Here is a 12335-nt window from a genome sequence, read left to right on the forward strand (position 1 = left end):
TCCTGCTGTGTCTCTTTTGCCGCGTCCAATGTCGTCGCGCTCATTTAGTTAGCCCACGGCAGCGGTTGTTCATGCATGCCCCAGTACACGCTCTTCTGTTCCATGTACTGCAGGATCCCTAGCCGCCCCTTCTCGCGCCCCAGCCCGCTGTCGCGCCAGCCGCCGAACGGCGTCGAGATCGAGAACTGCTTGTACGTATTGATCCACACATTGCCGGCCTGCACCGCACGCGCAAAACGCCACGCGCGCTTGTAGTCGCGCGTCCATACGCCGGCCGCCAGCGCGTACACGCTGTCGTTGGCTTGCGCGATCAGGTCGTCCTCGTCGTCGAAGGCCATCGCCACCAGCACCGGCCCGAAGATTTCCTCCTGGCATACGCGGGCGCTGTTATCCAGCCCCTCGATGATGGTCGGCGTGTAGAAGTAGCCGTTCTCGCAGCCCGCCACCGTGGGGCGGATGCCCCCCGTGCGCAGCTGGCCGCCTTCGGATACGCCAAGCGCCACATACGATTCGATCGAGTCGCGATGGCGGTCGCTGATCAGCGGCCCCATCTGGGTGCGTTCGTCGGCCGGATCGCCCACGCGCAGGCGCGCCGCGCCCTCGGCCAGGCGGTCCATGAAAGGCTCATACAAGGAACGTGCCACGAACAGGCGCGAACCCGCGATGCACGACTCGCCCGAGGAACTGAAGATGCCGTAAAGCACGCCGTTGACCGCGTGGTCCAGGTCCGCATCTTCGAACACCATGGTGGGCGACTTGCCGCCCAGCTCCAGCGACACCGGCATCATCTTGTCGGCGGCGATGTGGGCGATATGGCGTCCCGTAGTGGTGCCGCCGGTGAAGGACACACGGCGCACCAGCGGGTGCTTGGTAATGGCATCACCGATCACCGAGCCCTTGCCCGGCAGCACGCTGATGAGGCCCTTGGGCACGCCGGCTTCCTCGCAGATGGCGGCGAGTTCCAGCGCCATCAGCGGCGTGATCTCGGCGGGCTTGATCACCACCGCGTTGCCGGCGGCCAGCGCGGGCGCCAGCTTCTGCGCCTCGCTGGCGATGGGCGAATTCCACGGCGTGATCGCCGCCACCACGCCCATGGCTTCGTGCACGCTCATGGTGAGGAAATCACCACGCGCGGGCGTGAGCGTCTCCTCCAGGGTTTCGCAGGCCGCCGCGAAGAACTGGAACGTACCGGCGGCGCTGGCCACCAGCGCGCGCGTCTCGCTGATGGGCTTGCCGTTGTCCAGGCGCTGGCGCTGCGCCAGCGGCTCGGCGCGCGCGCGGATCAGGTCGGCCACGCGATGCAGCACGGCTGCGCGCTCGTGCGGCTTGCGCTGCGCCCAGCCGCTGGTGAGGAACGCGCGGTGCGCGCCCTGCACGGCCTCTTCCACGTCGTCCAGGCTGGCCGCGTTCAGTTCCGCGACGACCTCGCCGGTGGCCGGGTAGCGCGTGGCGTAGCGCTCGCCGCCGCCCAGGCGCCACTGGCCTGCGATACAGATGGGGAGAATCTCTTGCTTCATGATGATTGCCTTGCTGCCTGCTTAAATCGACATGGCATGGGCGTGGTTGCCCAGCGCACGCACCACGCTGAATACCGTCAGCGCCGAAGTCTTGGGGTTCGCCGCCAGCGGCTTGCCGCGCATGGTCAGCTCGAAACCACCGAAGGCGCCGCGCGCTTCCACGTGGTGCACGTTTTCATCCACGCCCGGATCCGCCAGCAGCTTGACCTGCGTGTGGTCCAGCCCGAGGCCGGCCATCGACAGCGTGGCCGCGACGTTGGCGTTCTTGGGGTAAAGCCGCGCGGCTTCGCGGGCGGTGCCCTCGAAGATCACCGTGGCCTCGGTCAGCGCGTCGAGGGCGAACAGCGCCTCGGCCGGCGTGTCCTTCCACGCGCCGGGCGGCTTGCGCCCGGTGTAGACCACCGAGTCCAGCCCGCCCACGCGCGCTGCCGCCAGTGCGTCGATGGCGCCGATGGCGCCGGAGAGCAGCTGCACCTGCGTGCCGCCGCGCCGTGCCGCGGCTTCCAGCCGCTCGGCCAGCCCCGGCTCGGAGAGCGCACCCACCGACACCACCATGCAGGCGATGCCGCGCTCCAGCGCCGGCACGATGTGCTCTTCCAGCGCATGGTGGCCAGCGCACTCCACCAGCAGGTCGGGCCGTCCGTCGGCCTGGCTCAGGCAGGTGGCAACCCGTGCATGCGGCGCCAGCGCGGAGACGTCATGGCGGGCCTGGTCCATCTGCGCCTCGGGCACCACCACCACGTCGAACACCACGTCCGGATCGCTCTTGAGCAGCTCGAGCACACCGCGCCCGATCGCTCCGCATCCCACCATCGACACATGCAGCATGTTGCGTCTCCCTCAGGCGGTCACAGTGCTGCGTTCGGCCGCGCGTGCGGTCTTCTCGGCGTCGGCATCGGCTTCCTTGTTGACCGGCGGGCCTGCGAACGCGGTCTTGAACGTGCCGATGGACAGCATGTCGATCTCCAGCAGGAACGGGCCGGATTCGATGGTGGCTTCTTCCAGTGCGGCACCCACGTCGGCCAGGTTGCTGACGCGGCGATGGCGCAGGGCCAGCGATTGCGATAGTTGCGCGTAGTCCGGCGTGTGCAGGTCCACGTAGTGGCGCCGACCGCCGTATTGCGCGTCCTGGATGTTCTTGATCACGCCATAGCCCTTGTCATTCATCAGCACGAAGACCACGTCGGCGCGTTCCTGCACGGCGGTAGCCAGTTCACCCAGGTTCAGGATGAAGCCGCCATCGCCGGCCAGGCAGAACGTCTTCTTGCCGGAAGCCGTCACCGCCGCGCCCACGGCGGCGCCGATGCCCATCGCCAGGCCCTGCCCGATGCCCCCGCCCAGCGCATGCACGCCGGCACGGGAGTCGAAAATACGCAGCTGGCGATTGCCCCAGGTGCTGTTGGAGACGGTCACGTCGCGCACCCAGTTGAAGTTGCGGCCGACCGCGCCTTGCAGCGCTTCCACCAGCGCCGAGTACGGGCCCAGGCCGTCGATCAGGCCACTCATGGCGACTTCGTGCGCGCTGCGCAGGTCAGCGGCAAAGTTCGGGTCCACCTTGAGCTTGCCTTCCAGGCGGTCGGCCAGGCCATCGAGTGCCAGCGCCGCATCGCCGCTGGCGAAGTAGTCGCTCTGGTAGCAGCGGCCTTCGGCGGATGCATCGGCATCCACACGGAACAGCGGGCGCGGCAGCTTCAGTTCGTACTTCAGCGTTTCATTGCCGCGCAGGCGCGAGCCCACCACCAGCATGGCGTCGCAGGTTTGATAGAACTGTTCCACCGGCTTGTGCAGGTTGAAGGCACCCAGCGAGCGGGGATCGTCTTCGGCCACGATGCCGCGGCCTTGCGTGCTGGTGACAACACCAAAGCCCAGCGCCATCAGACGCTTGACCTGCGCGCCGGCGTGGCGTGCGCCACCACCCAGCCACAACAGCGGGCGCTTTGCCTTGGACAAGCGCTCTGCCAGTTCGTCCAGCGCGTGGGCAGACGGCACGTGGGTGGGCACCGCCAGCGGGCGCAGGTCGGTCGGCATCGGGATCAGTGCGGCCTGGATATCGATGGGGATTTCCACGCTGACGGGGCCGGTCGGCGCGGTCAGCGCGGTTTGCACGGCGAGCTTGATGGTGCTCAGCGCGGTATCGGCGCTGCGGATGCGGAACGCGGCCTTGGAGATGGCCTTCAGCATGGTCAGTTGGTCCGGCGCCTCGTGGATGTAGGCCAGGCTCTGGTCCAGGTACGGCGTTTCGATCTGGCCGGTCAGGTGCAGCAGCGGCGTGCCGGCGGTCAGTGCTTCGACCATGGCGCCGGCGGCGTTGCCCGCAGCGGTGCCGGTGCTGGTCAGGCACACGCCCAGGCCACCGGTGGTGCGGGCGCAGGCGTCGGCCATATTGGTGCCGCCGGCTTCGCCGCGCGCGGGCACGAAGCGGATCTTGCCGCGCTCGCCCATCGCGTCGAGGATGGGCATGTTGTGGATCGAGATCACGCCGAACGCTGCCTTGACGCCGCATTGTTCGAGGAAGGCGGCGATGGCGTAGCCCACCGTGACTTGTTGCTGTTCGTTACGCATGACGGGAAAGTCCTCCGGAAATATCGATGTGGCTGCCCGTGGTGTACGAAGACAACGGCGAGGCAAGGAACAGGATCGCGCGTGCGGCTTCCTGCGGCAGGCCAAGACGGCCAAGTTGAATATGCTTTTGCTGCGCCAGGCGCGCGGTCCACGCGGCCCAGTCGAGGTCGCGCTCGGCATCCGGGCGCGCTTCGAAACGCCGGCGCCACTGGCCCGACTCGACCAGGCCGAGCAGGATGCCGTTGACGCGGATGCCCTTGGGGGCGAATTCGGTGGCCAGCGAGCGCACCAGGTTATGCACGCCGGCGCGCGCCGCGGACGTCGCCACCATATGCGGCTCGGGTTGCACGGCCAGCAGCGAGTTCACGCAGACGATGGCACCGCTGTCCGAGCGCTCCAGTTGCGCGAGGAACGCACGCGTGGCATGGATCACCGAAAAGAACTTGAGCTGCAGTTCTTCGAGCCAAGCCGCGTCCTCGGTGTTCGAGAACGTGGAGACGCGGCCCTGCCCGGCGTTATTGATCAGCATGTCGGCGGGGCCGAGCGCGGCCTCGCTGGCGGCGGCAAAGGCGGCTACCTGCGCGGGGTCCAGCACGTCGCAGGCAGCGGCATACAGGCGGGCTTCGGGGAAGCGTGCGCGCAGATGGCTTTGCGCTTCGCGCAGCCGCGCTTCGTTGCGGCCGCACAGCGCTACGGCGGCGCGCGATTCCAGCAGTTGTTCGACGGTGGCCAGGCCGATGCCCGAGGACCCACCCGTGACGACGGCAACCTTGCCGTCGAGTTCAATCATGGACATCGTCCTCACTCCCGATACAGGTTGACCACCTTGCCATGCTCGCGCGGGCGGTAGTCCAGCAGGCGAGACAGTTCGCCCGCGGTGTCTCTGACTTTCTCTTCCATCATGTCCAGTTGCTCCGGATCAATGCGCGAGGCCGGGATGGTCACGCCCAGCGCCGCCACCACCTTGCAGGTACGATCCCGCACCGGTGCCGCGATGGTCGAGATGCTGGCCTCAAAGAACGCTTCCTGCAGCACCACGCCGCGCTCGCGGTCGCGCTGCACCATCTCGAACAGTGCTTCGACCGTACGCGGCGTGCTGGGCGTGAACACTTCCAGTTGCGGCTCCGGATAGAGCTGGCGCAACTCGGCCAGCGTCAGGTCTTCGAGCAGCACGCGCCCAAGCACGGTGGCGTGCGCCGGCAGGCGGGTCCCCACGGTGACGGAACTGCTGAATGGCGTGGGCGCCACCGACTTGGCCACATAGACAATCGAGCGGCCGTCGCGCACCACCAGGTTGCACGGGTAACGAATGTCGTCGCGCAGGCGATCGAGCAGCGGGCGCCCCAGCTCGGTGAGTTCCAGCGAAGCCAGGTACTCGAAGCCCAGGCGCAGCACCGCCATGCCGAGGCGGTAATCGCGGCCGCCGTCGGTGCGTTCGACAAAGCCCATCATCTCCAGCGTGGCCAGCAGCCGGAACACCGTGGAGCGGGGCACCTTGAGCCGGCGCGCCAGGTCGGCCGCCGACAAGGTGCGGTCGCGGCGGCTGAACTCGGCCAGCAGGCGCAGGCCGCGTTCCAGCCCGGGCACGATGTACTTGTCCTGGATGTCTTCCGACAGGCGTTCTTGAGTCATGAGATGGCTTGTATTTCAACTGGGCCGGCACCCCGATTGGCGCGCCGGCCGCGCGCTGTTCAGCGCTTGACCTTGGTGAGCGGATGCTCGGGCGGGTACGTTGGCGTGATCGGCTTCTTGGCGCCGAGCATCACGCACATCAGCGCGTCTTCCTCGCCGATGTTGATTTCCTCGCGGTACACGCCGGGGGGCACCGAGACCAGGTCGCGGTCGGTCAGGATGGTTTCGAAGCGCTCGCCGTCCTTTTCCAGGATCAGCTTGATCTTGCCGCGCATGACGAAGAAGACCTCTTCCACGTCCGTGTGCAGGTGCGACGGGCCTTCGTGGCCGGCCGGGATGATCATGGTCGAGAACGTGAAGTTCTCGGACGGCACGGTATTGGTGTCGGTGGCCACGCCGGTGCCGCCGGTGCCGAGGTAACGCATCTGCGCACGGCGGTACTTGGGATCGTAGTCAGCCTGGAACTTCAGCGCGTCCCAGTCGTAGCGGCGGGTGGAGAAGCGCGCGACACGGCTCTCCATCCACTGGTCGAAGGAAGCGCCAGACGGCTGCTCCCAGGAACGCTTGATGTTGTCTTGTTGGGAAAGATCGCTCATTTGGATTCCTTCTAGCTCAGTGCATGACGAAGCCGCCGTTGACGGCCAGCGTCTGGCCCGTCACGAAGCGGGCCAGGTCGGAAAGGGCGAACAGCACGGCCCCGGAGACATCCTCGGGTAGCTGCTCGCGGGAAATCGCGCGTTGCTCGCGATAGAGGTCGCGCCTCTTCTGGGGCACGTATTCGGTTGCCTCCACCAGGGTCAGCCCCGGTGCTATGGCATTGACGGTGATCTGGTCGTCGCCCAGCTCGCGCGCCAGCGAGCGGGTCATGCCGATGATGGCGCTCTTGCTGGCCACGTATGCCAGCAGGTTGGGCGCGCCCCACAGCGGCGTGTCGGACGCCAGGTTGACGATGGCGCCGCGGCCCGAGGCGCGCAGCGCCGGCAGGCAGGCGGTGGTCATCAGCCAGGTACCGCGCACGTTGATATTCATCACGCGGTCCCAGGTGGCGATGTCGATGGCGCTGGCGTCGCGCCCGCCGGAGTCGGTCACCGCGGCGTTGTTGACCAGGCCGTCGAGGCCGCCCAGCCCGGCCGCCGCCGCGTTGGCGCAGGCCGTCACCGATTCGGGGTTGCCCAGGTCGAGCACGAACGGCAGCGCCTTCAGCCCGCGGGCCTGCAGCGCAGCGGCTCCCTCGTGCAGGCGGTCCGCCAGGATGTCCGCCATGGCGACGGCGGCGCCGGCTTCGGCAATCGCGGTGGCAAAGGCCAGGCCAAGCCCGCGCGCGGCGCCGGTCACCAGCACGCGCCGGCCAGCCAGCAGGTTATGGCGATCGATCTCAGGCATGGCCGGCCACCCCGCCAACCGGCTTCAACATGGCAACGGGCTCGTCAGCGACTTCCTGGTCGGCACGGCGGCGCAGCAGGCGGCGCACGCGGGTGATGCCGACATCGTGCTGGTACAGCGTTTCATGCTCGCGCGCGTTCGGCGCCATCATTTCGAGCACCACGCGGTCTTGCTCCAGCACGTCCCAGTGCAGGCCCTCCAGGCGGTTGCGGTACAGGAAGCGCCAGACATCGCGCTCCCAACCCTGCACGTGACGGGTGCGCCAGAAGAACACCATGCAGTGCTCCTCATCCACCGGCGTAGCGATGCCAACGATGCCGAACGGGCCGCCAGGACCCACCTTGGCGCGATAGGGGATGGCCAGGCGCAACCACATCGTGCCGGTTTCGCCGAACTCCACCCAATCGAAGTTCACGCCGCGCTGGCCGGTCTTCTCGAACACCAGGCCGGTGTCAGTCTCGCGCACGGCCATCACAGCCTGCTTTTCACCGCTGGCCATCGAGTGCGACACCGCATGCAGGTAGGCGCCGTGCATCGGGTCCATGACGTTGTCGATGGCGTAGCGGTAGTTGCAATCCCAATGCGCCACGCACAGGAAATTGGTGTGCTCGTCGCTTTCCAGCTCTTCCGGCAGGCGCAGCGCATCGGCTTGCGCTGGAGCGCGCTCACCGAACCACAGGAAGATGGCGCCGGCCTTTTCCTGCACGGGGTAGCTGCGCACGCAGGTCTTGCCTTCGAGCGGGCAGCTGTCCACGGCCGGCACGCTCTTGACCTGGCCATCGCCACCCACTTCCACGCCGTGGTACCAGCAGGCCACGCGGTCGCCAAGGTTCCAGCCCATCGACAGGCGCGCGCCGCGGTGCGGGCAGCGATCTTCCAGCGCGTGCACCTGGCCTTCGCCATCGCGCCACAGCACGATGTTCTGGCCCAGGCGCGTGATGCCGACCGGTGCATGCGTGACCGCCCATGCGGCCGATACCGGATACCAATAGTTGTGCAGGCCGGTGTTCAGGCGCGCCTCAGCACGCGCTTGCTTGTTCGATTCCATTGTTTGCTCTCTTGCGGGTACCGGATCGGATCGCTCTTTCGAGGGGCGCCTGATGGCACTGCCCTTCGCGACGCAATCGCTTTGATGTTCTTGAACTGCGTGGCGCCTCGTTCAGGCGCCCAGGCGACGCATTTCGGCGAGGAAACGCGCCTCGGTCCAGGCCTGGCCATCCGCGCCCAGCAAGCCCGCCTGGTTGAACGAACGCACGATATCTTCCGGGCTTTTCGCACCGGCTTCGAAGGCGGCCTCCAGCGCATCGCCCAGCGCGTCTTCGTAGGCGGTGGGCATGGCGGCGCGGGTCTGCCACACGATGTTGGCGACCTTGCCGGGCTGCTCGATGTGGCCCTTGCCGGCGACATTGTTCGGAGCCGGACGCTCCCAGGGCGCCAGATTCGGGTTGTATGCGAGGTTTTCCATTGCGCTACTCCTTTGCCTTATTGCCAACCGGCTAACCGAGCGTTTTGTTTCATCTATAAAACGCTGATTTAAATATTGAACACAGACACCACTATAGACAACGAAACTTCAAAAATTGACTGGGGTTTACCCTTTTGATTGACCAATGCCACGAGAACGTGGCATCGGCATCGGCGCGGCGGCCTGAGGCGGGGGGGGGTACGAAGGAACGGGGGCGAGGAAAGGGAAGGCTAAGCTGCGGCAAGCCCGTGGCGAATCCAGCGCGCAACCCGGCTGGCCTGCTCCACGTAGCAGGCATGCCCGGCATCCGGGATCAGCTCGAACGGCAACGCAAAGCGCTCCGCCAGGGCCGCACACCCGGGCGGCGGCGTCACGACATCCAGCGCGCCGCAGCCGACCTGCACCCTGACGCCCTGCCCCCGGCGCCCGAGGTAGTCGTCAATGGCATCGCCGCACAGCATCGCCACCGCCTGCCGGTAACCATCCGGATCCAGCCGGCGCATATTCCAGCGCACCCAGGCTTGCACATCGGCGCCTGCCGCGGCGCTCAGCAGGCGGCCGGGCCCCCGCTCGGCCAGGCCTTCCACGCCCACCGCCGCGAGCGCTTCGAGCCGCTGGCGCGCCACGTCCCTTGCCTTGTCCTCTTTGCCGGGGCCGCCGTATCCCTGCGCCGGGCTCAGCAGCAGCAACTTCGCGGGCAGCAGCGCCGGGCTAGCCTCGGCCACATAGGCGGCCGCCATCAGCGCGCCGAGCGAGTGCCCCACGATCACATCGGGCCGTACGTCCAGGGCACGCATCAGGTCCTGCAGGCGCAGCGCGTAATCGGCAGCCTTGGGCGCCGCGACGGGCAGGGCCTGCGAATTGCCATAGCCGGGCGCGTCCCACGCAATCACGCGCGCGTGCGCCGCCAGCAAGCTGGCGCACGACAGCCAGGAGGCCGCGCCGGAACTGATGCCATGCAGCAGCACCACCACAGGCCCGTGGCTGCCGCCGCACCGGTAAGCGAGCGGTGCGCCGTCGCGGCCGGCAGCTATGCGCCGCTCACCGAAGCCGCTATCGAGTGCACGGAGCAACGCTTCATCCGGCTGGGGTAGCTGAGGCGCGTTAATTTGTTCCATATATGAAACCATAGTTTGCAAATAAAACTTAAGAAATATAGACCGCCTGAATCTGGAAATTGATCCGGGTTAACCCCCTGCAAAAAAATTTCGCCGGGTCCGGCGCTCCGCCGGCGTTGAAGCGTCCGCAAATCCCCTTTTTGGCGCAACGGCCTTGCATACCAATTCGGGCGCGGCTCCCCGGCCTGGCGGCAGCGCGCCGCCCTCCTCCCTGTTGCGCAGCATGGTGCGCAACAGCGCCGTGCTGGTGCAGGCCACTCGTCGCTTCTCCGCATCACTAGGGATTACCCACCCATGCGTTTCCCGAAATGACCAGCTATATTTTGCTCGTTGTTTCTTATGTAATCTGATGTTTTACCTATAAAACAAAAGAAGTTGGAAAGTGCTCATTACGGTATGCACAGACCCAGCTCGACGATGGCCTGACGAAGCGCTGCAACGCCTACCGACCGACACGGCGGAAAAGGAAAAGGAAGAGGAAACGAACGATGAAACTTGGACGGATTGCACTGGCTGCCCTTGCAGCCGCAGTACCCATGCTGGCCTCGGCCCAATCGACGGTGACGCTGTATGGCGTCGTCGATACCGGTATCGAGTATGTGAACAATGTTGGCGCGGCGAAGGACGGCGTGGCCCGCGTGAACACCCTGACGGGTACGGTGCCGTCGCGCTGGGGCATCCGCGGCACGGAGGATCTTGGTGGCGGGCTCAAGAGCCTGTTTGTGCTCGAATCCGGATTCGCCCCCGATTCCGGCACCTCCAACCAGGGTGCGCGCCTGTTCGGCCGGCAAGCATTGGTCGGACTCTCCGGCCCCTGGGGCCAGGTCGCCCTGGGCCGCCAGTACACCATGCTGTTCTGGGCCACGCTGGACCCGGACATCCTCGGCCCCAACGTGTACGGCTCGGGCTCGCTCGACAGCTATCTGCCGAACGCGCGCGCCGACAATGCGGTTTCCTACAAGGGCACGTTCGGCGGCTTCACGGTGGGTGCCACCTATAGCTTTGGCCGCGACACGGTGAACGCGGGCCCGAGCCCGGCCGGCACCAACTGCGCGGGCGAAAATGCGGCCGACAGCAAGCAATGCCGCGAATGGTCGGCCTTGCTCCAGTACGACAACAAATGGTGGGGCGTGGCCGCGGCCTATGACTCGCTGCGTGGCGGGCCTGGCGCGTTTGGCGGCCTGACCAGGAGCAACCAGACGGACGACCGGCTCTCGCTCAATGGCTACGTGCTGCTGTCCAAGACCAAGATGGGCCTGGGGGTGATCCGCCGCGACAATGACGGCAGCCCCACGCCGCGCAGCGACCTCTGGTATGCGGGCCTGGCATATGACATCACGCCAGCCTTCACGCTGGCCGGCCAGGTCTATTACCTCAAGTACCACAACAGCGACAACAAGGCGATGCTGTACGCGTTGCGTGGTACCTACGCCTTCTCCAAGCGCACCTCCGTGTACGCCACGGCTGGCTTCATCGACAACGGCGGCCAACTCGCCCTGTCGGTCAGCGGTGCCCAGACGGGTTCCAACCCGAAGCCCGGTGGCAACCAGCTGGGCACGATGATCGGCATCAAGCACACGTTCTAAGCGCCGGCGCGTCGCAGCGCGGCACTGGCGGGCATGCGGCGCGCAACGCGCTGCATGTCCGCACGAAGTCAATCTAGAGGCGTTTCCCCATGAAGCTCGTAACTCGCATTCTGTTTGCTGCCATCGCGGCCACAACTGCCATGATGGCAGGCGGCGCCGGGGCGCAGGCCTACCCCACCAAACCCATCACGCTGGTCGTTGCCTACCCGGCCGGCGGCGACACCGACGTGCTGGCCCGCCTGCTGGCCGAAAAACTCTCGGGGCGCCTGCGCCAGTCCGTGGTGGTCGAGAACCGCACCGGCGCGGCCGGCACGATCGGCAGCGCATACGTCGCCAAATCCGCCGCCGATGGCTACACCTTGCTGGTCGCGCCCAACACCGTTGCCATCGCGCCGCTGGTGCTCAAGAACGGCACGGGCGCCAGCTACGACGTGCGCGGCGACTTCACCCCGGTGGCCCAGCTTGGCGTGCAGTCGCTGTTCGTGGTGGTCAACAAAGGCACGGGCATCACCAAGCTGCCCGAACTGGTCGCGCGCGCCAAGGCGGGTACGGTGCAGACCTACGCCACGCCCGGCAACGGATCGCCCATGCACATCCTTGGCGAGCTGTTCAACAAGGCCGCGGGCGTGAACATCTCACAGGTGCCGTATCGCGGCACCGCGCCGGCGGTGGTCGACGTGCTCGGCGGGCAAGTGCCGATGACGTACTCCACGCTGGGCGCGGTGGCGCAGTACATCGGGACGGGCGCCATCGTGCCGCTGGCCGTCGCGGACATGAAGCGCTCGCCGTTCGCGCCGAATGTGCCGACGCTCGCGGAGCTGGGCTACAAGGATGTGGAGGTGGGCGCGTGGCAAGCGCTGCTGGCACCCAAGGGACTGCCGCCGGAGTTGGTGAAAACGCTGAATACGCACGTCAACGACATCCTGAAAATGCCTGACGTGGTGGCACGCATGGCAACCATCGCCATCACGCCGGTCGGCGGCGAGCCCGCTACGCTAAGCAAGCTGATCGCATCGGACTCGACACGCTACGCCAAGATCGTCAAGGAGTTCGGCATCCAGGCCGATTGATG

Annotated in this window: 12 protein-coding genes; 2 read left to right on the forward strand and 10 right to left on the reverse strand. The window is 66.7% G+C overall.

From position 1 onward, the window contains the following. Positions 1 to 44: 44 nt before the first annotated feature. The 10 genes from F7R26_RS12780 to F7R26_RS12825 form a co-directional block, all read right to left on the reverse strand. The gene (locus F7R26_RS12780) at positions 45 to 1517 is read right to left on the reverse strand and encodes an aldehyde dehydrogenase (protein ID WP_150983232.1); all 1473 of its coding nucleotides are present in this window, start codon (positions 1515 to 1517) and stop codon (positions 45 to 47) included. 21 nt (positions 1518 to 1538) lie between these two features. Then, positions 1539 to 2345: an aspartate dehydrogenase gene (locus tag F7R26_RS12785; RefSeq protein WP_150983231.1), complete on the reverse strand. Its 807-nt coding sequence runs from the start codon at positions 2343 to 2345 to the stop codon at positions 1539 to 1541. A gap of 12 nt (positions 2346 to 2357) precedes the next feature. After that, a complete protein-coding gene (locus F7R26_RS12790; protein ID WP_150983230.1) occupies positions 2358 to 4079 on the reverse strand; it encodes a thiamine pyrophosphate-binding protein in 1722 nt (573 codons plus the stop codon). Then, the gene (locus F7R26_RS12795) at positions 4072 to 4875 is read right to left on the reverse strand and encodes an SDR family oxidoreductase (RefSeq protein ID WP_150983229.1); all 804 of its coding nucleotides are present in this window, start codon (positions 4873 to 4875) and stop codon (positions 4072 to 4074) included. The genes F7R26_RS12790 and F7R26_RS12795 overlap by 8 nt, the downstream gene beginning before the upstream one ends. A 5-nt stretch (positions 4876 to 4880) precedes the next feature. Then, a complete protein-coding gene (locus F7R26_RS12800; RefSeq protein ID WP_150983228.1) occupies positions 4881 to 5711 on the reverse strand; it encodes an IclR family transcriptional regulator in 831 nt (276 codons plus the stop codon). 59 nt (positions 5712 to 5770) lie between these two features. Beyond that, positions 5771 to 6307 (reverse strand): cupin domain-containing protein, encoded by a 537-nt coding sequence (locus tag F7R26_RS12805; RefSeq protein ID WP_006157660.1) that lies wholly within the window; start codon positions 6305 to 6307, stop codon positions 5771 to 5773. Positions 6308 to 6323: 16 nt separating this feature from the next. Continuing rightward, positions 6324 to 7094, reverse strand: a complete 771-nt coding sequence (locus F7R26_RS12810; RefSeq protein ID WP_150983227.1) for an SDR family oxidoreductase — start codon at positions 7092 to 7094, stop codon at positions 6324 to 6326. Then, positions 7087 to 8142: an aromatic ring-hydroxylating oxygenase subunit alpha gene (locus tag F7R26_RS12815; protein WP_150983226.1), complete on the reverse strand. Its 1056-nt coding sequence runs from the start codon at positions 8140 to 8142 to the stop codon at positions 7087 to 7089. The genes F7R26_RS12810 and F7R26_RS12815 overlap by 8 nt, the downstream gene beginning before the upstream one ends. A gap of 111 nt (positions 8143 to 8253) precedes the next feature. Next, on the reverse strand, positions 8254 to 8559 hold the full coding sequence (locus F7R26_RS12820; RefSeq protein WP_150983225.1) for a recombinase-like helix-turn-helix domain-containing protein: 306 nt from the start codon (positions 8557 to 8559) through the stop codon (positions 8254 to 8256). 230 nt (positions 8560 to 8789) lie between these two features. Continuing rightward, positions 8790 to 9677 (reverse strand): alpha/beta fold hydrolase, encoded by an 888-nt coding sequence (locus F7R26_RS12825; RefSeq protein ID WP_150983224.1) that lies wholly within the window; start codon positions 9675 to 9677, stop codon positions 8790 to 8792. Between the two features lie 488 nt (positions 9678 to 10165). Here F7R26_RS12825 and F7R26_RS12830 point away from each other — a divergent pair, with 488 nt between their 5' ends. Beyond that, the gene (locus tag F7R26_RS12830) at positions 10166 to 11263 is read left to right on the forward strand and encodes a porin (RefSeq protein WP_150983223.1); all 1098 of its coding nucleotides are present in this window, start codon (positions 10166 to 10168) and stop codon (positions 11261 to 11263) included. 89 nt (positions 11264 to 11352) lie between these two features. Next, on the forward strand, positions 11353 to 12333 hold the full coding sequence (locus tag F7R26_RS12835) for a Bug family tripartite tricarboxylate transporter substrate binding protein (protein ID WP_150983222.1): 981 nt from the start codon (positions 11353 to 11355) through the stop codon (positions 12331 to 12333). Positions 12334 to 12335: the final 2 nt, after the last annotated feature.

Origin of the sequence: Cupriavidus basilensis (assembly GCF_008801925.2) — a bacterium.
Lineage (GTDB): Bacteria > Pseudomonadota > Gammaproteobacteria > Burkholderiales > Burkholderiaceae > Cupriavidus > Cupriavidus basilensis.

Coding starts and splice junctions, on each gene's coding strand:
- F7R26_RS12780 (WP_150983232.1), bottom strand. CDS start 1,517: ATGAAGCAAGAGATTCTCCCCATCTGTATCGCAGGCCAGTGGCGCCTG.
- F7R26_RS12785 (WP_150983231.1), bottom strand. CDS start 2,345: ATGCTGCATGTGTCGATGGTGGGATGCGGAGCGATCGGGCGCGGTGTG.
- F7R26_RS12790 (WP_150983230.1), bottom strand. CDS start 4,079: ATGCGTAACGAACAGCAACAAGTCACGGTGGGCTACGCCATCGCCGCC.
- F7R26_RS12795 (WP_150983229.1), bottom strand. CDS start 4,875: ATGTCCATGATTGAACTCGACGGCAAGGTTGCCGTCGTCACGGGTGGG.
- F7R26_RS12800 (WP_150983228.1), bottom strand. CDS start 5,711: ATGACTCAAGAACGCCTGTCGGAAGACATCCAGGACAAGTACATCGTG.
- F7R26_RS12805 (WP_006157660.1), bottom strand. CDS start 6,307: ATGAGCGATCTTTCCCAACAAGACAACATCAAGCGTTCCTGGGAGCAG.
- F7R26_RS12810 (WP_150983227.1), bottom strand. CDS start 7,094: ATGCCTGAGATCGATCGCCATAACCTGCTGGCTGGCCGGCGCGTGCTG.
- F7R26_RS12815 (WP_150983226.1), bottom strand. CDS start 8,142: ATGGAATCGAACAAGCAAGCGCGTGCTGAGGCGCGCCTGAACACCGGC.
- F7R26_RS12820 (WP_150983225.1), bottom strand. CDS start 8,559: ATGGAAAACCTCGCATACAACCCGAATCTGGCGCCCTGGGAGCGTCCG.
- F7R26_RS12825 (WP_150983224.1), bottom strand. CDS start 9,677: ATGGAACAAATTAACGCGCCTCAGCTACCCCAGCCGGATGAAGCGTTG.
- F7R26_RS12830 (WP_150983223.1), top strand. CDS start 10,166: ATGAAACTTGGACGGATTGCACTGGCTGCCCTTGCAGCCGCAGTACCC.
- F7R26_RS12835 (WP_150983222.1), top strand. CDS start 11,353: ATGAAGCTCGTAACTCGCATTCTGTTTGCTGCCATCGCGGCCACAACT.